The sequence below is a fragment of the Micromonospora lutea genome, assembly GCF_016863535.1.
Classification (GTDB): domain Bacteria; phylum Actinomycetota; class Actinomycetes; order Mycobacteriales; family Micromonosporaceae; genus Micromonospora; species Micromonospora lutea.
Map to the genome: position 1 here is coordinate 484,340 of NZ_BOPB01000002.1, position 20,591 is coordinate 504,930.

Consider the following 20,591-nt stretch of genomic DNA (forward strand, 5'->3'; position numbering starts at 1 on the left):
AACTCCTGGTCAACGAGGTCGTCGGCGTACCGGCCGGGATCGGCGCGGCGGCGCGTCGGGCCCGAGCCGACGCGTACGACGCCTGGCTGGCCCGGTTGCTGCCGGCCCGGTCCGGTGTCGCGCTGCTCGCGGTCGGCGGACTGGGCCGGCGGCAGTGCGCCCCCTACGGCGATCTCGACCTGGTGCTGGTGCACGCCGGGGTGCCCGGCGTCGACGAACTCGCTGCCGCCCTCTGGTACCCGATCTGGGACGCCGGGCTGCGGCTGGACCACTCGGTCCGTACTGTCTCCGAGGCGCTGTCGGTCGCCCAGGACGACGTGAAGGTGGCTCTCGGGCTGCTTGACGCCCGGCTCGTCGCCGGTGACCCGGAACTCGCTGACACGCTGGTGAGCAGCGCGACCGACCACTGGCGGCGCACCGCCGTCCGTCAGCTCGCGCCGCTGCGGGAGAGCACCGCCGCCCGCTGGCACGCCCACGGCGAACTGGCCCACCTCCTGGAGGGCGACCTCAAGGAGGCGGCCGGGGGCCTGCGCGACGTGGGCATCCTGCGGGCCGTCGCCGCCGCCGGGATCACCGACGCGCTACGACCCGCCGTGCACGCGGCGCACCGGCGGCTGCTGGACACCCGCGACGCATTGCACCAGCAGGTCGGCCGACGGATCGACCGGCTGCTCGCCCAGGAACGCGACGGGGTCGCCGCCCTGCTCGACCTGCGCCGGGTCACTCCCGGCGGCTCCACCCGCGAGGAGGTCCCGCCGGCTGCTGCGACCCGGGAGGCCGCTGCCGCCGGTGCGGACGCCGCGACGGGGCAGGCCGCTGCCGGCGGCGTTGAGGTCGAGCCGCCTCGGCCACGGCGACCGGATGCGCCGCACGCCGAGGACGGCGACGGTGACACCCTGCTGCGCCGGGTCGCCGGCGACGCCCGGACCATCAGCCACGCCCTGGACGACGCCTTCCGCGCCGCCGACCGGCTGCGCTCCGGTCGCCGTCGGGGTGCCGACGGAAGGCCACTGCGCCGACCGGTCGCCCGGGACGTGGTCGAACACGACGGCGAACTGGTGCTGGCCCGCACCGCCATCGGCGCCCGCCCCGACGCCAGCCTCTCGCTGCGGATGGCCGCCGCCGCGGCGACCACCGGGCTGCCGATAGCCCGAGCCACCTGCGAGTGGCTGGCCGCGTACTGTCCGCCGCTGCCGACGCCCTGGCCGGCCGAGGCCCGCGCCGCCCTGACCACGCTGCTGGGCGCCGGTGCCGGCATCATCCCGGCCTGGGAGACCTGCGACCGGTACGGACTCATCGACGGTTGGTTGCCGGAGTGGACCCGCCTGCGCAGCCTGCCCCAGCACAACCCGGTGCACCGGTTCACCCTGGACCGGCACCTGGTGCAGACGGCCGCCGAGGCCAGCCGGCACACGCGCGACGTGGATCGCCCCGACCTGCTACTGCTCGGCGCGCTGCTGCACGACGTCGGCAAGGGGCTCCCGGGTGATCACAGCGTGGTCGGCGCACCGCTCGCCGAGGGCATCGCGACCCGGATCGGCCTGCCGGCGGCCGAGGCCACGCTGATCGGCAAGCTGGTCCGGCTGCACCTGGTGCTGCCCGAGGTGGCCACCCGGCGGGATCTGTCCGACCCGGTCACCATCGCCCGGGTGGCCGAGTCGGTAGGCGACGCGACCACCCTCGACCTGCTCTACGCGCTGGTACGCGCCGATGCCGCCGCCACCGGCCCGGCTGCCTGGTCGGACTGGAAGGGCCGACTGGTCGCCGAGCTGGTCGCCCGGGTGCGCACCACCCTCGACACGGGAGACGTCCCCGCCCCGCCGGCACCGGACCCGACGCTGGTGGCCGGGCCACTGCCGGTCGTACACCTGACCGGGGACCGGGTGGCGGTGGCCGCGGCGGACCGGCGTGGCCTGCTCGCCACGGTGGCCGGCTGCCTCGCCCTGCACCGGCTGGAGGTGCTCGCCGCCGACGCCTCGACCGTCGACGGGCGGGCGTTGGTGCAGTGCCGGGTGCAGCCGCGCTACGGCCTGGCCCCGGATCCGGTGGCGTTGAGCGCGGACCTGCGCCGCGCGGTGCGCGGCGACGTGTCGGTGATTCAGCGGCTGCGCGGTCGGGCCCTGGCCGGACGGGGGGCCGGGGCCCGACCGCGGGTGGTCTGGCACCGGGACGCCGCCACCGACGCGGTGCTGCTGGAACTGCGCGCCGCCGACGCCGCCGGCCTGCTCTATCGGGTGACCAGTGCGCTGGACGCGGCCGGCGCCCAGGTCCGGGCGGCCCGGATCGCCACGCTCGGCGGCGACGTGGTCGACGCCTTCTACCTGGTCGGCGGCTGGCCGCCAGCCAACGAACGCGCCCGCCTGGAAGCCGCCGTCCTCGCCGCGGTGTAAGGAAGGGCACCTTCTTAACGCCTGCTGCATAGGAAGGGCCCCTTCCTAACGCCGCGCGTTGCCGCACGCGTCGCCGCCGGGTTGCCGGAGGTGGCCGGGTGGGAACGGCGGCGGGGGCCGCCCGGCCGGGAGCGCAGGTGTGGGTGGCGGGCTACCCTAGCGTTGGTCGGACAGCTCTCCCGGCCTCGTTCGTGCTCGCCGGAACACTGACAAACGGGATGTTCGCGTGTTTGACACCTTGAGTGACCGCCTCTCCGGGATCTTCACCAAGCTCCGCGGCAAGGGACGTCTCACCGACGCCGACATCGACGCCACCGCGCGTGAAATCCGCCTCGCGCTGCTGGAGGCGGACGTCGCGCTGCCAGTGGTCAAGGGCTTCATCGCTAACGTCAAGGAGCGGGCGCGCGGCGCAGAGGTCTCCCAGGCACTCAACCCGGCCCAGCAGATCATCAAGATCGTCAACGAGGAACTGGTCGCCGTGCTGGGCGGCGAGGGACGGCGGCTCCAGTTCGCCAAGCAGCCGCCCACCGTGATCATGCTCGCCGGCCTCCAGGGCTCCGGTAAGACCACACTCGCCGGCAAGCTGGCCCGCTGGCTCAAGGCCCAGGGCCACCAGCCGCTGCTGGTCGCCGCCGACCTGCAACGCCCCAACGCCGTCGGGCAGCTCCAGGTCCTCGGTGGCCGCGCCGGTGTCGAGGTGTACGCCCCAGAGCCCGGCAACGGTGTCGGCAATCCGGTGCAGGTGGCGAAGTCCTCCATCGAGCACGCCCGCCGGGCCGCCCGGGACGTCGTCATCGTCGACACCGCCGGCCGGCTCGGTGTCGACGCGGAGATGATGCAGCAGGCCGCCGACATCCGTGACGCGGTCGACCCCGACGAGGTCATCTTCGTCATCGACGCGATGGTCGGTCAGGATGCGGTGCGGACGGCCGAGGCGTTCCGCGACGGGGTCGGCATCACCGGCGTGGTTCTCGCCAAACTCGACGGCGACGCCCGTGGTGGTGCCGCGCTGTCGGTGCGTGAGGTCACCGGGCAGCCGATCCTGTTCGCCTCCACCGGCGAGAAGCTGGAGGACTTCGACGTCTTCCACCCCGACCGGATGGCCAGCCGGATTCTCGGCATGGGCGACGTTCTCACTCTGATCGAGCAGGCCGAGGCGGCCTTCGACACCGATCAGAAGGAGAAGATGACCGCCAAGCTGGTGGGTGGCGAGCAGTTCACCCTGGAGGACTTCCTCGACCAGCTCATCGCGGTACGCCGGATGGGCCCGATCGCCAACGTGCTGGCGATGATGCCGGGCATGGGGCAGGTGAAAGACCAGCTCGCCGAGCTGGACGACAAGCACTTCGACCGGATCACCGCGATCATCCGCTCCATGACCCCGGCCGAGCGCACCAACCCGAAGATCATCAACGGCTCCCGGCGGGCTCGGATCGCCAACGGCTCCGGGGTGACCGTGATGGACGTCAACCAGCTGCTCAACCGCTTCACCGACGCGCAGAAGATGATGAAGCAGATGGGCGGCATGATGGGTCTGCCCGGCGCCGGCCGGCGCAAGGCGACCAAGTCGCCGAAGAACAAGCGCAAGGGCACCAAGGGCGGCAACCGGCCGCGCAGCGGCGCCGGTACCCGAGGCGTGCAGGGCGGGCTGCCGGGCGGCTTCCCGGGTGGGATGCCGCAGTTGCCACCGGGCATGAACCCCGACGATCTGGCCGCCGGTCAGGGCCTGCCGCCCGGCTTCAAGCTGCCAAAGATCGACTTCAACAAGTTCGGCAAGGACGGCAAGCCGCCCCGCTGAGCGTGTCGGTGACGGCGGGTGACGTCATCAGCTCCTAGGGTGATGTTGCCCCGGTAAGGAGGAGTCATGACCGTGGCCCCCATGCTGCCCATCCCACCCGAGCGCTCGGAATGGACGGTCGACGACCTCGGAGAGCTGCCGGAGGACCTTCCGTACGAACTGGTCAACGGAAGGTTGATCGTGCCGTCGCCGACCGCCCTGCATCAGGACCTCTGTGTCGAACTGCTGCTCGCGCTCAGAGTCAACTGCCCATCCGAGTACCTGGTCAGCATCGACCTGTCGATGCGGATCGACCGGCGCAACGAACCCCGCCCCGACGTGGTCGCCATCCGCCGGGAGCACGCGAACCGCTCGCCCGTCCCGGTGGAGGACGCGCTGCTCGCCGTCGAGGTCATCTCACCCACCTCGACCTTCCGCGACCTGTACGACAAGGCCAAGGTCTACGCCCACGCCGGGGTCCGGTCGTACTGGGTGGTCGACCCGCTGCACGAGAAGATGACGCTTACCGAGTACGCCCTCGGCCCGTCGGGAGACTACGAGGTCGCCAGCCACACCGAGGACCTCTTCGTCACCGAGCGGCCCTGGAAGGTGTCGGTGGATCTGCCCGCGTTGACCGCGCGGCGAGCGGGGCTTCTCGCCCGCGACGGGGAGTGATCGGGTAGGACTGTGCGCATGGCTCTGCATGTGCGTGGTGTGCTCCTGCCCGACGACGAGGTACGCGACCTGTGGCTGGTCGGCGACCAGGTCACCTTCGAACCGGTGCCCGGCGCGGAGACGATCGCCGACGGCGGCTTCATCCTGCCCGGCCTGGTGGACGCGCACTGCCACATCGGCATCGCCCGGGGCGGCGCACCGATCACCTCGCTGGATCAGGCCCGCGCCCTGGCTCGGATTGACCGGGACGCGGGTGTGCTGGCCATCCGGGACGCCGGCTCGCCCTTCCCGTACCCGGAACTCGACGACGAGCCCGGCCTGCCCCGTCTGATCCGCGCCGGGCGGCACATCGCACCGCCCAAGCGGTACCTGCGTGACATCGGCGTGGAGGTCGGCGCCGCCGAGGTGGCCGCGACCGTGGCGGAACAGGCCGCCGCCGGAAACGGCTGGGTGAAGCTGGTTGGCGACTGGATCGACCGGGGCGTCGGTGACCTGGCGCCGGCCTGGGACGCCGACACGATGACCGCCGCGGTGGCCGCCGCGCATGCCGCCGGAGTACGCGCCGCCGTGCACACCTTCAGCGAGTCGGCCGTGGAGATCATGGTGCGCGCCGGGGTGGACTCGGTCGAGCACGGCACCGGGCTCAGTTTCGACCTGATCGACCTGATGGCCCGGCAGGGCACCGCGCTGATCCCGACGATGATCAATGTCGGTACCTTTGGCGGTATCGCCGACCAGGCGCGGGCGAAGTTCCCCGGGTACGCCGAGCACATGCTCGCCCTGCGGGACCGCTTCCCGCAGGTGGTGCGGGCCGCGTACGAGGCCGGTGTGCCGATCTACGTCGGCACCGACGCCGGCGGTGGCATCGACCACGGCCTCGCCGTCGAGGAAATGCTCCTGCTGCACGAGCAGGCCGGCATGTCCACCCTGGACGTCCTCGCCGCCGCCTCCTGGGGCGCCCGGGCCTGGCTGGGCCTCCCCGGCCTGGTCGAAGGTGGCCTGGCCGACCTCTCCATCTACCCCGACGACCCCCGCGCAGACCTCAACGCCCTGCGCACCCCCACCCACCTGATCCTCCGCGGCCACCCCCTCCCACAGCCGCGCTGATCATGAGGTTGTTGTCTGCGACACGCCGAGGGAGCGCCAACAACCTCATGATCAACGGTGTGAGGTGGGCGGGGGAGAGAACGGGGGGTTGGGGGGACGCATAGGATGTGCGGTCATGGCGCGTGTGCTTACTCCCCGGGCTGAGGACTTTCCTCGCTGGTACCAGGATCTGATCGCCAAGGCGAAGCTGGCCGACAACGGGCCGGTGCGAGGGACCATGGTGATCCGACCGGCCGGTTATGCGATCTGGGAGCGCATGCAGGCCGAGATGGACGACCGGATCAAGGCCGCCGGTGCGGAGAACGCGTACTTTCCGCTGTTCATCCCCGAGAGCTACCTCAAGCGCGAGGCCGAGCACGTCGAGGGCTTCTCGCCCGAGCTGGCCGTGGTCACCCACGGTGGCGGCAAGCAGCTGGCCGAACCGGTCGTGGTCCGGCCCACCAGCGAGACGGTCATCGGCGAGTTCATGGCCAAGTGGATCGACTCGTACCGGGACCTGCCGCTGCTGCTCAACCAGTGGGCCAACGTGGTCCGCTGGGAGCTGCGCCCCCGGGTGTTCCTGCGGACCAGCGAGTTCCTCTGGCAGGAGGGGCACACCGCGCACGCCACCCGGGAAGACGCCCGCGCCTACGCCCGCAAGATCCTGCACGAGGCGTACGAGGACCTGATGGTCAACGTGCTCGGCATCCCGGTGGTGGTCGGGCTCAAGACCGCCCGTGAGCGCTTCGCCGGGGCGACCGCCACCTACACCTGCGAAGGCATGATGGGCGACGGCAAGGCGCTCCAGCTCGGCACCAGCCACGAACTGGGTCAGAACTTCGCCAAGGCCTTCGACATCAGCTACTCCTCGGCCGAGGGCGGCCGGGAGCACGCCTGGACGACCTCCTGGGGCACCTCCACCCGGATGCTCGGCGGCCTGATCATGTGCCACGGCGACGACAACGGGCTGCGGGTGCCGCCGAGGCTGGCGCCGACCCAGGCGTACGTCATGGTGGTCAAGGACGGTGACGGGGTCACCGAGGCGGCGGCCAAGCTGCGCGACGCGCTGCGTGACGCCGGCGTCCGGGTCACCCTCGACGACCGCACCGACACCCCGTTCGGCCGCCGGGCCGTCGACGCCGAACTCCGCGGTTATCCGGTACGCGTCGAGGTCGGTCCCCGCGATCTGGCCGCCGGCAACGCGGTGGTGGTCCGCCGTACGGACGGCTCGAAGTCGCCCACGCCGGTGGCGGACGTGGTCGGTGCGGTGCTTGCCGCCCTCGACGACGACCAGCGAGCGCTGCACGACCAGGCGCTCGCCTTCCGGGACTCGCGCACGGTCGACGTGGCCACCCTCGACGAGGCGCTGGAAGCGGCGGCCACCGGCTGGGCCCGGGTGCCCTGGTCCGTCGTCGGCGTCGACGGCGAGGCGAAGGCCAACGGGCAGGGCGTCACGGTGCGCTGCCTGCTCCGCGCCGACGGCTCCGTCCCCGACACCGAGGACGAGCCCGACCTCGTCGCCATCCTCGCCCGCGCCTACTGAGGTGTAAGCAAGGGCACCCTGTTAACGCCTCCGGTAGAGGAAGGGCCCCTTCCTAACAGTTCGCCGGCGCGGGTGCTGCCGCTCGGGATGGGTAGGGTCGAGGCTGTGAGGTTCGAGCCGGGGCGGCTGGTGGTGCACCGCAACGTGCGGCGGGGGCGGATCGGCTGGGTCCGGCCCGCCCGGGTGGTCAGCGACGACGAGCGGGGGCTGCTGCTCTGGGTGGCCGAGGGCACGCCGGTGGCCGGCGAGGTCAACGAGGCCGGGCTGGGCATGCGGGCGGTGCCCTTCCGGGAGTGGCTGACCCCGACCTACCGGTTGGCGCAGGGCCACTGGAACGGTCCGCCGCTGTTGAAGTTTCTGCCGGCCGGCGCGGCCCACTCCGTCTGGTGGTTCCGTGACGCGCGGGGTCGCTTCGCCGGCTGGTACGTCAACCTGGAGGAACCCGGCGTCCGCTGGGAGGACGGTGGACCGGCCGGCGTCGACATCGTCGACCAGGATCTCGACGTCTGGGTCCGCCCGGACCGTAGCTGGGAGTGGAAGGACGAGGACGAGTTCGCCGAGCGGCTGGCCTTCCCGGAGCACTACTGGGTGACCGATGAGGCGGCGGTGCGTACCGAGGGCAAACGGGTGATCGCGCTGGCCGAGGCCGGGGTCTTCCCCTTCGACGGCACCTGGTGCGACTTCACCCCGCCGCCGCACTGGACGGCGCCCGATCGCCTGCCCGAGGGCTGGGATCGTCCCCCGGTCCGCTGACACCCGGTCGGTGTGTTCTTCGTCACGTATGTGCCGCCTCGGGCGACCCGGGCCGGTGCGGTGTGACCGTTCCGGAGGCGATCTGGCAGAATGGCTGGCTGGTATCCGGCACGCGTTCGGCGCCCTCTAACCCGGCGCGTTGCCAGTCCACCCGAGCGGTCTCCGGCCCAACCCCACTGTGCCGTTGGCGCTCACCCGTGCACACCGCCCGTACCGGGTCGGTGAGATCGCAACAGGAGCGAAACAACCGTGGCCGTAAAGATCCGGCTCCTGCGGATGGGCAAGATCCGCAACCCGCAGTACCGCATCGTCATCGCCGACTCGCGCACCAAGCGCGACGGCCGGGCGATCGAGTTCGTCGGGATCTACCAGCCGAAGGAAGACCCTTCGGTCATCGAGGTGAAGTCGGAGCGGGTCCAGTACTGGCTGTCCGTCGGCGCCCAGCCCAGCGAGGCGGTGCAGCGGCTGCTGGAGCTGACCGGTGACTGGCAGAAGTTCAAGGGCCTGCCGGCCCCGCCGCCGCTGAAGGTCGCCCCCGAGCGGGCCGACCGCAAGGCGGCCTACGAGGCCGAGGCGAAGGCCGCCGCAGGGGTGGCCGACACCCCGGCCAAGCCGGCGAAGAAGGCCGCCAAGGCCGCCGAGGCGCCGAAGGCCGAGCAGGCGCCGAAGGCCGAGGAGCAGCCCGCTGCGGACTCCGGCGAGCAGGCCTGACATGGCGCTGCGGCCGGCGTTGGAGCACCTGGTCAAGGGCATCGTCGACCACCCTGAGGACGTACGCGTCCGGATGGTCGACTCCCGTCGGGGCAAGCGGCTGGAGGTCCGTGTGCATCCCGAGGACCTGGGCACCGTGATCGGGCGGTCCGGCCGGACCGCCAAGGCGCTGCGCCAGGTGATCGGCTCCATCGGTGGGCGCGGCGTACGCGTCGACATCGTCGACTCGTACTGATGCTGCTCATCGTCGGCAGGATCGGGAAGCCGCACGGCATCCGTGGTGAGGTCACCGTGGAGGTGCGTACCGACGAGCCCGAGACGCGATTCGCTCCCGGCATGGTGCTGACCACCATGCCGGGGGTGAACGCCGCCAAGGCACCCGCCGCCCAGCCCGCGCCGGACGGTGCCGGTGTGCCGTTCCAGGTGCCCGACGAGTTGACCATCGAGTCCGCTCGCTGGCACCAGGGGCGGATGCTGGTCGCCTTCGACGGGGTGCTGGACCGCGATGTCGCCGAGGCGCTGCGCGGCACCCTGCTCGCGGTGGACAGTGGCGACGTCGCGCCGCCGGAGGATCCGGAGGAGTTCAACGACCACCAACTGGTCGGGTTGGCCGTGGTCACCCCGACCGGCGAGCGGTTGGGCGAGGTGGCCCGGATCGACCATGCTCCCGCCTCCGACCTGCTGGTGCTGCGGCGTCCCGAGGGGCGTACGGCGTTGATCCCGTTCGTCAAGGAGATCGTCCCCGAGGTCGATCTCGCCGGTGGTCGTGTCGTCGTGGATCCGCCCGGCGGCCTGCTCGATCTCTAGCTGGCGGAGCACCCCTGATGCGCGTCGACATCGTGTCGATCTTCCCGGAGTACTTCGCCCCGCTGGACCTGTCGTTGATCGGCAGGGCCCGAGCCAACGGGACGTTGCGGCTGGCCGTACACGATCTGCGCGGCTGGACCCACGACGTGCATCGGACCGTCGATGACACCCCGTACGGCGGCGGACCGGGCATGGTGATGCGGCCCGAGCCGTGGGGCGAGGCGTTGGACGCCCTCACCCCCGCGGAACTGCCCCCGCCACGGCTGTTGGTGCCGTCGCCGGCCGGCGTGCCCTTCACCCAGGCGTTGGCCCACGAGTTGGCGGCCGAACCGCACCTGCTGTTCGCCTGCGGCCGGTACGAGGGCATCGACCAGCGGGTCCTTGACCACGCGGCGACGCGGATGCCGGTCACCGAGGTCAGCCTCGGTGACTATGTGCTCTTCGGCGGTGAGGTCGCGGTGCTGGTGATCCTGGAGGCGGTGACCCGGCTGCTGCCGGGAGTGCTCGGTAACGCCGGTTCGTTGACCGAGGAGTCCCACGCGCACGGGCTGCTGGAAGCGCCGATGTACACCAAGCCGGCGACCTGGCGCGGACTGCCGGTGCCGGAGGTGCTCCGCTCCGGCGACCATGGCCGGATCGCCCGCTGGCGCCGCGACGAGGCGCTGGTCCGGACGGGTCGCCGCCGGCCGGACATGCTCGCCGGCCTGGACCCGCAGAGCCTGGACAAACGGGACGTGGCGGCGTTGGATCGGGCCGGATTGCAGGTGCCTGGAGCGGATGTGGCAAAGTAGGGGGGTTGCCGCAGTCGTCTGCGCCCGTAGGCGGCTGCGAGGATCCCCGACCGGGGTCGGTTGCCGCCGGCCACCACCCGAGGATCAGTATCACCCATCCGCGCGCCGAGTGACGGTGCGCCGTGAGCCTCACGAGGACACAGCGATGAACATCCTGGACGCCCTTGACGCCCAGTCGAAGCGCACCGACCTGCCCGACTTCCGTGCCGGTGACACCGTCAAGGTGCACGCCCGGGTGGTCGAGGGGGCCCGGTCCCGGGTCCAGATCTTCCAGGGCGTCGTCATCCGCCGCCAGGGTGCTGGGCTGCGCGAGACCTTCACCGTTCGCAAGCTGAGCTTCGGCGTCGGCGTCGAGCGGACCTACCCGATCAACAGCCCGGCGATCGACCGCATCGAGGTCGTGGTTCGGGGCGACGTCCGCCGTGCCAAGCTCTACTACCTGCGTGAGCTGCGCGGCAAGAAGGCCAAGATCAAGGAGCTGCGCGAGAAGCAGCCGAGCTGACCTCGCGCTGCGCCACGCCGCCCGAACTGCGCGTATGTCGTACCGGCCAGTCAGCACTACTCTGGTCGTACGGGCGCAGCGCGGCGGTGACCCGCCTCGTGCGGCGGGTGACCTCCACTACCGCCCGGGGAACCTCGACGAGGATCCCGGGCGGTAGTCGTTTCTGCGGACCGGGGAGTGGGTGTGGTACAGGCGCTTGACGACAGCGGTGCAGCCGATCCCTGGCGTCGGCGCGCTCGGCGCGGTAAGCGGCAGATGCCGCTCTGGCAGGAGCTGCCACTGCTGCTCGTCGTCGCCTTCTGCCTGGCGGTGCTGATCCGTACCTTCCTCCTCCAGGCGTTCTTCATCCCTTCCGGGTCGATGGAGGACACCCTGCTCGTCGGCGACCGGGTGGTCGTCAACAAGGTCGTCTACAACGTCCGGAATCCGCAGCGGGGCGAGGTGGTGGTCTTCCGGGGCACCGACGCGTGGGTGCCACAGGTGGATGTGCAACCGCCCACCGGTTTCGTCGACAAGCTCGGCCGCACCGTGGGTGACCTGGTCGGCGTCGGTCGTCCGGGCGAGAAGGACTTCATCAAACGCGTCATCGCGTTGCCCGGGGACCGGGTGAGCTGCTGCGACGACCAGGGGCGGGTGCTGGTCAACGGCACCCCGCTGGACGAGTCGGCGTACGTGTTGCGTGACTCGCCGCTGGATCTCCCGCCGAACCCGGAGGAGTGCCGCTCCCGGCGGTTCGAGGAGATCGTCGTTCCGCCCGGTCACATGTTCGTCCTCGGCGACCACCGACAGGTCTCGCAGGACGCGCGTTGCCAGGGCACGGTGCCGATCGACAATGTGGTGGGTCGGGCCTTCGCGGTGGTCTGGCCTTCCGACCGGTGGCACTCGCTGCCGATCCCCGAGACCTTCGCCACCGTCGCCCCACCACGCACCGCGACCGGCGGCGCGGCTCCGGTAAGGCCCACGTCCGATGGAGGTGTCGTCCTGCTTCTCCCGATTGCGACCACGCTATCCGTTCTCGCGCGTTCCAGACGATGGCGCTCGGCCGAGCAACGTAGGCTCCTCCCGTGATTGACGAGCAGACCGACAAGCCACGCCATTCCTTCTGGAAGGAACTGCCCATCCTTCTCGGGGTGGCGATCCTGGTCGCGGTACTGGTACGCGCCTTCGTACTGCAGACCTTCTTCATTCCTTCGCCGTCCATGGAGAACACTCTCAAGATCGACGATCGGGTGTTGGTCAACAAGCTCGTTTACCACACCCGGTCGCCGCATCGGGGCGAGGTGATCGTCTTCAAGGCGCCGCTGGAGTGGAGTGGCAACCCGGCGGGGGAGGACTTCATCAAGCGGGTGATCGGCGTCGGTGGTGACCGGGTGGTCTGCTGCGACGACCAGGACCGCCTGATGATCAACGGCACGCCTCTGGACGAGCCGTACATCTTCTCGGTGGACGGTCAGCGGGACAGGCCGGCGGACCAGGAGTTCGACGTGCAGGTGCCCGTGGGCCGGCTCTGGGTGATGGGTGACCACCGTTCCGCCTCGGGTGACTCGCTGGAGCACTACCAGCAGTCGGGGCAGAACATCGAGTCCGCCACCATCCCCGAGAAGGACGTGGTGGGCCGGGCCTTCACGATCTTCTGGCCGTTCGACCGTGCCACCCTCCTGACCGTGCCGGATGAGTTTGACGCGATTCCGAAGTCTTGATCAGGGGCGGTGCACCGGTCGGCGAGCGCCCGCCACTGCGGAGCAGCATCGGTGCTGCCGGGGCGTGGGCGCGGTCGGAGGCTTCTGGCAGTCTGGTGCGGTGACCGTCTACACCCCGAGGTGTGCCGCCCGCATCCTCCTGGTCGACGCGGCCGGCCGCCTGCTGCTGTTCCGTGGCTCCGACCCCGCTCGCCCGGATCACGGGCGGTGGTGGTTCACCCCGGGTGGAGGACTGGACCCGGGGGAGACGTACGCCGAGGGTGCCGTCCGCGAACTGGCTGAGGAGACCGGGCTGCGGCTGTCGGTGGCCGATGTCGGTGAACCGGTGCACGCCGATGTCACGGAGTTCTCCTTCGACGGCGTGTGGTACCGGCAGGAGCAGCAGTTCTTCCTCGTGCGGGTGACGGCACACCAGGTCGACACGGCGGGTTTCAGTGAGGTGGAGCGGGGCAGTGTCGACGGCCACCGGTGGTGGTCGGTTGACGAGTTGACCCGCACCGGGGAGCGCTGCTACCCACTGGACCTTGCACAGGTGCTGGCCCGGGTGTTGGCTGGTACGACGGCTGCCACCGGGGGACGGGCATGCTGACTCCACCACGCACCGTGGTACGCCGTGAGGCCGGGCTCTACGCCCTGGAGCGGGCCCTGCAACGGCGCGGTTTTCGATACGTCGCCGGTGCCGACGAGGCGGGCCGTGGTGCTTGCGCCGGGCCGCTGGTCGCCGCCGCCGTGGTGCTGCCGGAGGGCCGACGGGGTGAGATCGACGGGCTGGCCGACTCCAAGTTGCTGACCCCGGCCAGCCGGGAACGGGTCCACGACGAGGTCGTCGAACGGGCCATGGCGTACGCGGTGGTGGTCATCCCGGCGGACGAGGTCGACGCCCGGGGGCTGCACGTGTGCAATCTGGCCGCGATGCGGCGGGCGCTGGCCTCGCTGACGGTCCGACCCGAGTATGTGTTGACCGACGGGTTCGGCGTCGATGGCATGGGTGTGCCCGGGCTCGCGGTGTGGAAGGGGGACCGGGTGGCCGCCTGTGTGGCGGCGGCGAGCGTGCTGGCGAAGGTCACCCGGGACCGGATCATGGTGGATCTGGATGCCGAATATCCCGGCTACGGGTTCGCCGAGCACAAGGGGTACATCACCGCTGAGCACACCGCCGCCTTGCGTGAGCGTGGGCCATGCCGGGAGCACCGCTTCTCCTACGTGAATGTGGCCGCTGTCTCCGGGCTCGACAACCGGCCACCCCGCTCCCGGCGACCACTGGGCGCAAGCCGGGAAGAGCCGATGGAGCGCTCGGACGCCGCAGGGGGTACCGTCGGCGTGGCGTTGAGCGAGCAGCCTCGGCCTCCGGCGCCGGTGGGGGAAGATGTGGTCATGGAAGGCGGAGTGCGATGAGCGCGGAAGATCTCGAAAAGTACGAGACTGAGATGGAGCTTCAGCTCTACCGGGAGTACCGCGACATCGTCCGTCAGTTCTCCTACGTGGTGGAGACCGAGCGCCGGTTCTACCTGGCCAACCAGGTTGACCTGCACGTCCGCAACTCGGACGGCGAGGTCTACTTCGAGGTCGAGATGCACGACGCCTGGGTCTGGGACATGTACCGCCCCGCCCGATTCGTCAAAAATGTCCGGGTGATGACGTTCAAGGACGTCAACGTCGAGGAACTGGAGAAGCCCGACATCTCCCTGCCTGCCGACTCCGGCTTCGGTGGCTGACCAGCGCACCGCCCACGCGCGGTGACGGCGGATCCCCACCCGCCGCGATCATCCGCGTCGTCGCCCGCATCACCGCCTCCACAATGCACCGCCGGCCACCGTCGCCCGCCCGTCTTCGGCTGTCGGTTGCTGCTCCGGTTCTCCGGCTGACGGGCCAGGCGATCGCACTGGCGGTGCCCGGCGTACCGGTCGCGACCACGTCCTGTGCCCGGGGTGGCAGTGGCCCCATAGCAGATCATCCAGTTCGTGCCTGGACTGTCCACAGGACGTTCGGTCGTCCACAGGCGGAGGGTTCGGGGCAGCGAAGAGCGGTGACCCGGACCAGGCTCGACGTCATGCGACCACGGATGTCGATACTCGGCGGACTCATCGCGCTACTGCTGCTGACACCAGCCGGGCCGGTGGGCGGTGCCGCCCGCGCTCCGGCCACCCCCGGCGGATGGGCGGCGGCTCCGGCCGCACCGGGTGGCGGGTCGCTCCCGCCCTCCGCGCCGCAGGCGGGTGGCACACCGGGCACCGGTGGCGTCGGGTCGGCACGGTGGCCGGTCGGCGGCGCGCCGCAGGCCGGCAGCACCGGACCGTTCCGGTGGCCGGTGGACGGCGTGCCGCAGCCGGTACGCCTGTTCGACCCACCGCACCGGCCGTGGCTGGCCGGTCATCGGGGGGTGGACCTACGCGCCTCTGCCGCCACCACGATCCGGGCGGCCGGGGCCGGCACGATCCTGTTCGCCGGCATGGTCGTCAACCGGCCGGTGGTCACCGTCGGGCACGCCAACGGCCTACGGACCACCTACGAACCGGTCCGACCGGCCGTCACGATCGGCACGTTGGTGCCGGCCGGGGCGCCCCTGGGTTCCCTGCTGCCCGGGCATGCCGGCTGTCCCGGTGCCGCATGCCTGCACTGGGGGCTGCGTCAGGGGTCCGACTATCTCGACCCGTTGGCCCTGCTCGGTCTGGGACGCGCCCGACTGCTGCCGCTCGGCGACCACAAGCCTCCGCTCAGCGCTGGGCGAGCAGGCCGGGCAACCCGACGGCGAGGCGCTGGTACTCCTCGGGCGTGTTGTAGACCTGCCCGCACAGCCGCAACCACCCACGTCCGCCCCAAGCCATGATCGCGACCTGGGTGGCGAGCCGCTCGGCGACCCGGGTCTGCAGCGCCCGGGCACCGTCCAGGGTCGTGGCGAGGCCCGCCGGCAACGGGATGAGCCGCATGGCGACCGTCGGTCCGCCGGGGTCGGGCAGCTCGGCCGGTGGCACGCCGAGCGCGTCCCCCACCACCCGTTGCCCGTACGCGGCCAGTCCGGCGTTGTGCGCGCGTACCCGGTCGACGCCGAGACTGCGCAGCGTGTAGAGACCCGCAGGGGCGCTCAGCCAGGCCGTGTAGTCCGACGTGCCCTGCCACTCCAACCGAGCGGGGAAGCCTGAGTCCTGTTCCCAGGAGACCACCAGCGGCTCGATCCGGTCCCGCCACGGCGGAGCCACCACGAGTACGGCGGTGCCGCGTGGGGCGTACCCCCACTTGTGCAGGTTGCCCACCCAGAAGTCGGCTCCGATGCTGCGTACCGACGCCGGCAGCATGCCCGGCGCGTGCGCGGCATCGACCAGCACCGGTACGCCGTGCTCCCTGGCGACCCCGACGATCGCGGCGACCGGGAACAGCCGGGCCGTGGCCGAGGTGACCTGATCCACCACCAGCAGGCGGGTACGGCCGGGACGCAGGCCGTCCCGCACGATCTGCACCACCTGTTCCTGAGTGGCGGTCAACGGCACCGGCAAGACCCGGTGCGTCGCCCCGGTGCGGCGGCACTCCCGACGGATCGAGTAGTCGACCGCGCCGTAGCCGTGGTCGGTGGTGAGCACCTCATCGCCGGAGCGGAGCCCCAGGGACTGGAACACCACCGCGGCACCGGTGGTCGCGTTCGTGGTCAGGGCGGTGTGCTCGGGATCGGCGCCGAGGAAACCCGCCAGATGCCGCCGAGTGTGCGCGATCCGGTCGGCCAGGCCCTGGGTGAAGAAGCGCAGCGGGTCGGCCTCCATCTCGTCGCGTAGCCGTTGCTGTGCCCGCTGCGCCACGATCGGTACCGCCCCGAACGAGCCGTGGTTGAGGTGACTGACCGCCGGGTCGAGAGAGAAGAGCAGGCGGGCACCGGTGATCGGCTCAGGCGGTGGCGGGACGCTCACCTGATGATCGTAACCGTCAGGTCGGGCGTGACCGGCCTACGCGATACTGAACGGACCGGGAAGGGCCGGCTGGTGGGCGTCGCCCCTGCCCCCGATCCCGCCTGCCCGTCAGGCGCGGGGGTGGGCCTGGCGGTAGGCGGCCCGGAGACGCTCCACCGAGACATGCGTGTAGATCTGGGTGCTGGCCAGCGAGGAATGTCCCAGCAGTTCCTGGACCGCCCGCAGGTCCGCCCCACCTTCGAGCAGGTGGGTCGCGGCCGAATGGCGCAGCGCGTGCGGACTGGTCCGGGGTAGCCCGGCCGCCTCGGCGTAGTCACTGACGATCCGGCGGGCCGTCGTCGGATTCAGCCGGCCGCCCCGGGCACCGAGCAGCAGCGCGTGACCCGAATCGGGGACCGCCAGCACCGGCCGCCCGTGCCGCAGCCAGTCATCGAGGGCGCGCTGCGCTGGCAGTCCGTACGGCACCGTCCGTTCCCGTCCACCCTTGCCTCGGACCCGGACGACCCGCCGGGCCTGGTCGACGTCTCCCGTGTCGATTCCGCACGCCTCGCTGACCCGTACCCCGGTGCCGTAGAGCAGTTCGAGCAGCAGGCGGTCGCGCAGCCGCACGGCCGTACCGTTGTCCTCGGCGGCGTTGGTGCCGGGTGCGTCTTCGGTGCGTGGCGACTCGGTGCCGGGTGCGTCTTCGCTGCGTGGCGACTCGGTGGCGGATGCCGAGGCAGCGGATGCCGAGGCAGCGGATGCCGGCGTGGCCGGGTGACGGGTGGGTTCCTCGACGAGCAGCGCCGCCTGCTCGGGACGAAGCACCGTGGGTAGCGTCCGGCGCGGCCGAGGACTGGCCAGCGTGGCCGCGACGTCGGTGGGCAGCAAACCTGTCCGGTGCGCCCAGGCGCTGAAGGTTCGGGCTGCGGCGGCCCGGCGTGCCAGTGAGGTGCGGGCGGCCCCGGTCGTACGATGCCGGGCCAGCCAGCTGCGTACCGTGTCGAGGCTCAGCTCGGCCACCTCCGTGCAGCCCATCCGCCGAGCATGGTCCAACAGCGACACCAGATCGGCCACGTACGCCCGCACCGTGTGTGCCGAGCGGTTACGGACCGAGGCAAGGTAACCCGCGAACTCGTCGACCGCCTCCCGCAGCGGCGCCGGCAGTGCGCCGTGCATCGCCCGGGTGCTGTTGCCGACCGGCTCCCGCGCCCCCATCCTGCCCACGGGATCCACCCTACGATCGGGACGTCCAAGCGGCGAGCAGCCGGTGTGCTCAGTCGGGCGCCCTGATGGCTCGATCGATCGGATTGGCCAGGGCATAGCCGTCGTCGCGGCGTACCACCAGCGACAGCTCCTCCAGCAGGGACAATTTGCGCAACACCGTGCGGACGGCGAGGCCGGCACGCGCGGCGAGAGCGTCCACACCCACCCGACCGCGGCGCGGCATCACCTCCACGATCGACCGGGCGTCGTCGTCGAGCAGATCGGTGGGCCGTTCGGGCCCACGCGGCACCGGGGCCAACTCGCCGATCCGACCCACCTCCTCCAGCACCTGTGCGAGGCCGGTCACCAGCCGCGCCTCCGAGTGCTCCCGCAGCACCTCGTGCGCACCGACCGACATCGCCGAGGTGACCGGACCCGGAACCACCATCGCCGGGCGACCCAGGGCGAGAGCGCGTCGGGTGGTCTGTGTCGCGCCGCTACGGGCCGCCGCCTCGACCAGCACGGTGCCCCGGGTGCCCGCCGCGATCACCCGATTGCGGATGAGAAACCGGGGACGCAGCGGCTCCGCCCCCGGCGGCCACTCGCTGACCAGCAGACCCGTGTCGCCGATCCGATCGAACAGCGCCGCGTTGCCCATCGGATAGGCGCGGTCCACACCGCAGGCGAGCACCGCGACAGTGCGCCCGCCGGCGTTCAACGCGCCACGATGCGCGGCGGCGTCGATGCCGAACGCGCCGCCGGAGACAACCGTCCAGTCCCGGTCCGCCAGTCCGTAGCCGAGATCCGTGGCGATGTGGGTGCCGTACGCCGTGGCGGCACGCGCCCCCACCACCGCCACCGACCGGTCCAGCGCCTCGGCCAGCGGCCACGACCCGCGTACCCAGAAGCAGAGCGGCGGCGCGGTCTCGATGTCCACCCGGCGGCGCGCGTCGGACAGGCGGAGGGTGCGCAGGTGCTCCACTGTGCCGGGCCACTCGTCGTCGCCAGGAATGACGACCCGGACACCGAGCCGGTCAGCGCGGTGCAACGCCTCGGCGGCGACCGCCCTGGCATCGCCGGCCCGATTGCGCGCCGCCACGGACTCGCGCAGCGCCTGCTGCGGTGCTCCGCCGTCCAGCAGCAGGTCCAGCGCGCCCACCGGACCCAACTCGTCGACCAACCCGTGCACCGACCGCGTGCCCGGCTCGGCCAGCCAGGTCAACGCCACCCGTGCCAGGGTCAACTCCTCGTGGCTGCTCACGTGCCCTCTCCCGTCCTGAGCGTGATGGCCTCGCCGACGTCCTCCGCGTCCGGCCGTGCCCGCCCGTCCAGGTCGGCGATCGTCCAGGCGAGTCGGATGACCCGGTCGAAGCCGCGTGCGGAAAGCGACCCGGAATCGAGCCGAGACCGCAGCTCGACGGTCACCCGTCCGGGCAGTCGCCACGGCATCCGACGTAGGTCCGGACCAGGAATCTCGGCGTTGAGCCGCCGACCCAGCGGTGCCCACCGCGCAGCCGCTGCCGCCCGTGCCGCCGCCACCCGGCGGGCGACCACCGCCGAAGACTCCTGACTGCCGGTCTCCATCAACTCGGCCGCGCGCATCGGTGCCAGCCGCACCTGAAGATCGATCCGGTCGAGCAGTGGGCCGGAGAGCCGGCCCAGGTAACGACGGCGGGTCAGTGGGGGACACTCACAGCGGTCGTCGCCGGCCGGGTTCGCACACGGGCACGGATTGGCCGCGAGCACCAGTTGGGCACGGGCAGGGTACTCGGCACTGCCCCGGCTGCGGGTCAGCAGCACCCGGCCGTGCTCCAACGGCTGACGCAACGCCTCCAGCGCCGCCTTGCTGAACTCGGGCGCTTCGTCCATCAGCAGCACCCCACGGTGCGCGAGTGAGATCGCACCGGGGCGGGCCAGCCCTGACCCGCCGCCGACGATGGAGGGAACGGTCGCGGTGTGATGCGGTGCCTGGAACGGTGGCCGCCGGATCAACCGGCCACCCGGTGGCAACAACCCGGCGATGGAGTGCAGCGCGGTAACCTCCAGCGCGGCCTGGTCGTCCAACTCCGGCAGGATCGACGGAAGGCGTTCGGCGAGCATCGTCTTGCCCGCTCCCGGAGGCCCGATCAGCGCCAGGTGGTGCCCACCGGCGGCGGCAACCTCCAGGGCACGCCGGCCCAGGCCCTGCCCGGCAACCTCGGCCAGGTCAGGGCCGGGTGTGGGCGGGGGTGGAGTGTCGGCCGGCGGTTCGATCAGCGGGGTGCCGTCGCGGACGAAGGCGACCAGCCGGTGCAGGGTGTCCACACCGCGTACCAACAGCCCGGGAACGACCGCCGCCTCGGCGGTGTTGCCCGCCGGCACGATCACCCGTTGGATACCGGCCTTCGCCGCCGCGGCGACCATCGGCAGTACGCCTCGGACCGGCCGCACGGTGCCGTCCAGGCCCAACTCCCCGAGGACCGCGACGCCGTCCAGCGGCAGCAGCGGAAGCTCGCCGGATCCGCCCAGCAGCGCCACCGCGATCGCCAGATCGAACGCCGAACCGACCTTGGGCAGAGTGGCCGGCAGCAGGTTGAGGGTGATCCGGCGGTTCGGCCACCGCTGGCCGGAGTTGACCACCGCGGCCCGGACCCGGTCACGCGCTTCATGCAGGGTGGTGTCCGGCAACCCGGAGATCACCACCCCGGGCAGCCCGGCAGCGAGATCCACCTCCACCTCCACCAGATGTCCGGTCACCCCGACCAGCCCAACACAGAGCACCCGCGCGTAGCTCAT

At 71.6% G+C, this 20,591-nt stretch carries 20 protein-coding genes and 1 pseudogene; 17 read left to right on the forward strand and 4 right to left on the reverse strand.

What is annotated here, in order from left to right:
* Nucleotides 1–38 precede the first annotated feature (38 nt).
* The 17 genes and pseudogenes from Vlu01_RS27900 to Vlu01_RS03730 form a co-directional block, all read left to right on the forward strand.
* Nucleotides 39–2,390 (forward strand): annotated as a pseudogene (locus Vlu01_RS27900) (bifunctional uridylyltransferase/uridylyl-removing enzyme); the annotation flags it as partial.
* A gap of 226 nt (nt 2,391–2,616) precedes the next feature.
* A complete protein-coding gene (gene ffh / locus Vlu01_RS03655) occupies nt 2,617–4,188 on the forward strand; it encodes a signal recognition particle protein (protein ID WP_203993324.1) in 1,572 nt (523 codons plus the stop codon).
* Nucleotides 4,189–4,254: 66 nt separating this feature from the next.
* Nucleotides 4,255–4,842 carry a Uma2 family endonuclease gene (locus tag Vlu01_RS03660; RefSeq protein ID WP_203993327.1) on the forward strand — a complete coding sequence of 196 codons (588 nt, stop codon included), beginning with the start codon at nt 4,255–4,257 and terminating at the stop codon, nt 4,840–4,842.
* Nucleotides 4,843–4,860: 18 nt separating this feature from the next.
* Nucleotides 4,861–5,949 carry an amidohydrolase family protein gene (locus tag Vlu01_RS03665; RefSeq protein WP_203993341.1) on the forward strand — a complete coding sequence of 363 codons (1,089 nt, stop codon included), beginning with the start codon at nt 4,861–4,863 and terminating at the stop codon, nt 5,947–5,949.
* Between the two features lie 115 nt (nt 5,950–6,064).
* Nucleotides 6,065–7,471, forward strand: coding sequence for a proline--tRNA ligase (proS, locus tag Vlu01_RS03670; RefSeq protein WP_203993344.1), 1,407 nt, complete (start codon nt 6,065–6,067; stop codon nt 7,469–7,471).
* Nucleotides 7,472–7,576: 105 nt separating this feature from the next.
* Entirely contained in the window at nt 7,577–8,224 is a 648-nt protein-coding gene (locus tag Vlu01_RS03675; protein WP_203993347.1) for a ribonuclease FAU-1 family protein, read from the forward strand.
* A 249-nt stretch (nt 8,225–8,473) separates the two neighbouring features.
* Nucleotides 8,474–8,935: a 30S ribosomal protein S16 gene (rpsP, locus tag Vlu01_RS03680; RefSeq protein ID WP_203993350.1), complete on the forward strand. Its 462-nt coding sequence runs from the start codon at nt 8,474–8,476 to the stop codon at nt 8,933–8,935.
* Nucleotides 8,910–9,170: an RNA-binding protein gene (locus tag Vlu01_RS03685; RefSeq protein WP_239095678.1), complete on the forward strand. Its 261-nt coding sequence runs from the start codon at nt 8,910–8,912 to the stop codon at nt 9,168–9,170. The genes rpsP and Vlu01_RS03685 overlap by 26 nt, the downstream gene beginning before the upstream one ends.
* Before the next feature lie 2 nt (nt 9,171–9,172).
* The gene (rimM, locus tag Vlu01_RS03690; RefSeq protein WP_203993634.1) at nt 9,173–9,742 is read left to right on the forward strand and encodes a ribosome maturation factor RimM; all 570 of its coding nucleotides are present in this window, start codon (nt 9,173–9,175) and stop codon (nt 9,740–9,742) included.
* A 17-nt stretch (nt 9,743–9,759) separates the two neighbouring features.
* Nucleotides 9,760–10,533 carry a tRNA (guanosine(37)-N1)-methyltransferase TrmD gene (gene trmD, locus Vlu01_RS03695; protein ID WP_203993353.1) on the forward strand — a complete coding sequence of 258 codons (774 nt, stop codon included), beginning with the start codon at nt 9,760–9,762 and terminating at the stop codon, nt 10,531–10,533.
* Between the two features lie 145 nt (nt 10,534–10,678).
* A complete protein-coding gene (gene rplS, locus Vlu01_RS03700; RefSeq protein WP_093401691.1) occupies nt 10,679–11,035 on the forward strand; it encodes a 50S ribosomal protein L19 in 357 nt (118 codons plus the stop codon).
* A gap of 183 nt (nt 11,036–11,218) precedes the next feature.
* Entirely contained in the window at nt 11,219–12,103 is an 885-nt protein-coding gene (gene lepB, locus Vlu01_RS03705; protein ID WP_203993356.1) for a signal peptidase I, read from the forward strand.
* Nucleotides 12,100–12,735, forward strand: a complete 636-nt coding sequence (lepB, locus tag Vlu01_RS03710; RefSeq protein WP_203993383.1) for a signal peptidase I — start codon at nt 12,100–12,102, stop codon at nt 12,733–12,735. The genes lepB (Vlu01_RS03705) and lepB (Vlu01_RS03710) overlap by 4 nt, the downstream gene beginning before the upstream one ends.
* Nucleotides 12,736–12,835: 100 nt before the next feature.
* The gene (locus Vlu01_RS03715) at nt 12,836–13,324 is read left to right on the forward strand and encodes an NUDIX hydrolase (protein WP_239095663.1); all 489 of its coding nucleotides are present in this window, start codon (nt 12,836–12,838) and stop codon (nt 13,322–13,324) included.
* Nucleotides 13,318–14,130 (forward strand): ribonuclease HII, encoded by an 813-nt coding sequence (locus Vlu01_RS03720; protein ID WP_203993390.1) that lies wholly within the window; start codon nt 13,318–13,320, stop codon nt 14,128–14,130. Before Vlu01_RS03715 ends, Vlu01_RS03720 begins: the two co-directional genes overlap by 7 nt.
* Nucleotides 14,127–14,450, forward strand: coding sequence for a DUF2469 domain-containing protein (locus tag Vlu01_RS03725; RefSeq protein WP_007075222.1), 324 nt, complete (start codon nt 14,127–14,129; stop codon nt 14,448–14,450). The genes Vlu01_RS03720 and Vlu01_RS03725 overlap by 4 nt, the downstream gene beginning before the upstream one ends.
* A 335-nt stretch (nt 14,451–14,785) precedes the next feature.
* Complete coding sequence (locus tag Vlu01_RS03730; protein ID WP_239095664.1) at nt 14,786–15,562, forward strand: M23 family metallopeptidase; 777 nt, start codon at nt 14,786–14,788, stop codon at nt 15,560–15,562.
* Here the strand turns inward: Vlu01_RS03730 and Vlu01_RS03735 are convergent.
* From Vlu01_RS03735 to Vlu01_RS03750, 4 genes are all read right to left on the reverse strand, one after another.
* Nucleotides 15,450–16,631, reverse strand: a complete 1,182-nt coding sequence (locus Vlu01_RS03735; RefSeq protein WP_203993392.1) for an aminotransferase class V-fold PLP-dependent enzyme — start codon at nt 16,629–16,631, stop codon at nt 15,450–15,452. The genes Vlu01_RS03730 and Vlu01_RS03735 overlap by 113 nt on opposite strands.
* A 108-nt stretch (nt 16,632–16,739) precedes the next feature.
* The gene (locus Vlu01_RS03740; RefSeq protein ID WP_203993640.1) at nt 16,740–17,828 is read right to left on the reverse strand and encodes a tyrosine recombinase XerC; all 1,089 of its coding nucleotides are present in this window, start codon (nt 17,826–17,828) and stop codon (nt 16,740–16,742) included.
* 58 nt (nt 17,829–17,886) lie between these two features.
* Nucleotides 17,887–19,164 carry a DNA-processing protein DprA gene (locus tag Vlu01_RS03745; protein ID WP_373307269.1) on the reverse strand — a complete coding sequence of 426 codons (1,278 nt, stop codon included), beginning with the start codon at nt 19,162–19,164 and terminating at the stop codon, nt 17,887–17,889.
* The gene (locus Vlu01_RS03750; RefSeq protein WP_203993399.1) at nt 19,074–20,591 is read right to left on the reverse strand and encodes a YifB family Mg chelatase-like AAA ATPase; all 1,518 of its coding nucleotides are present in this window, start codon (nt 20,589–20,591) and stop codon (nt 19,074–19,076) included. The genes Vlu01_RS03745 and Vlu01_RS03750 overlap by 91 nt, the downstream gene beginning before the upstream one ends.

Excerpts from the sequence above, each read along its gene's own strand:
- Vlu01_RS03660 (WP_203993327.1), top strand. The coding sequence starts at position 4,255 with ATGACCGTGGCCCCCATGCTGCCCATCCCACCCGAGCGCTCGGAATGG.
- Vlu01_RS03665 (WP_203993341.1), top strand. The coding sequence starts at position 4,861 with ATGGCTCTGCATGTGCGTGGTGTGCTCCTGCCCGACGACGAGGTACGC.
- proS (WP_203993344.1), top strand. The coding sequence starts at position 6,065 with ATGGCGCGTGTGCTTACTCCCCGGGCTGAGGACTTTCCTCGCTGGTAC.
- trmD (WP_203993353.1), top strand. The coding sequence starts at position 9,760 with ATGCGCGTCGACATCGTGTCGATCTTCCCGGAGTACTTCGCCCCGCTG.
- rplS (WP_093401691.1), top strand. The coding sequence starts at position 10,679 with ATGAACATCCTGGACGCCCTTGACGCCCAGTCGAAGCGCACCGACCTG.
- Vlu01_RS03720 (WP_203993390.1), top strand. The coding sequence starts at position 13,318 with ATGCTGACTCCACCACGCACCGTGGTACGCCGTGAGGCCGGGCTCTAC.
- Vlu01_RS03725 (WP_007075222.1), top strand. The coding sequence starts at position 14,127 with ATGAGCGCGGAAGATCTCGAAAAGTACGAGACTGAGATGGAGCTTCAG.
- Vlu01_RS03730 (WP_239095664.1), top strand. The coding sequence starts at position 14,786 with ATGCGACCACGGATGTCGATACTCGGCGGACTCATCGCGCTACTGCTG.
- Vlu01_RS03740 (WP_203993640.1), bottom strand. The coding sequence starts at position 17,828 with ATGGGGGCGCGGGAGCCGGTCGGCAACAGCACCCGGGCGATGCACGGC.
- Vlu01_RS03750 (WP_203993399.1), bottom strand. The coding sequence starts at position 20,591 with ATGAGCTACGCGCGGGTGCTCTGTGTTGGGCTGGTCGGGGTGACCGGA.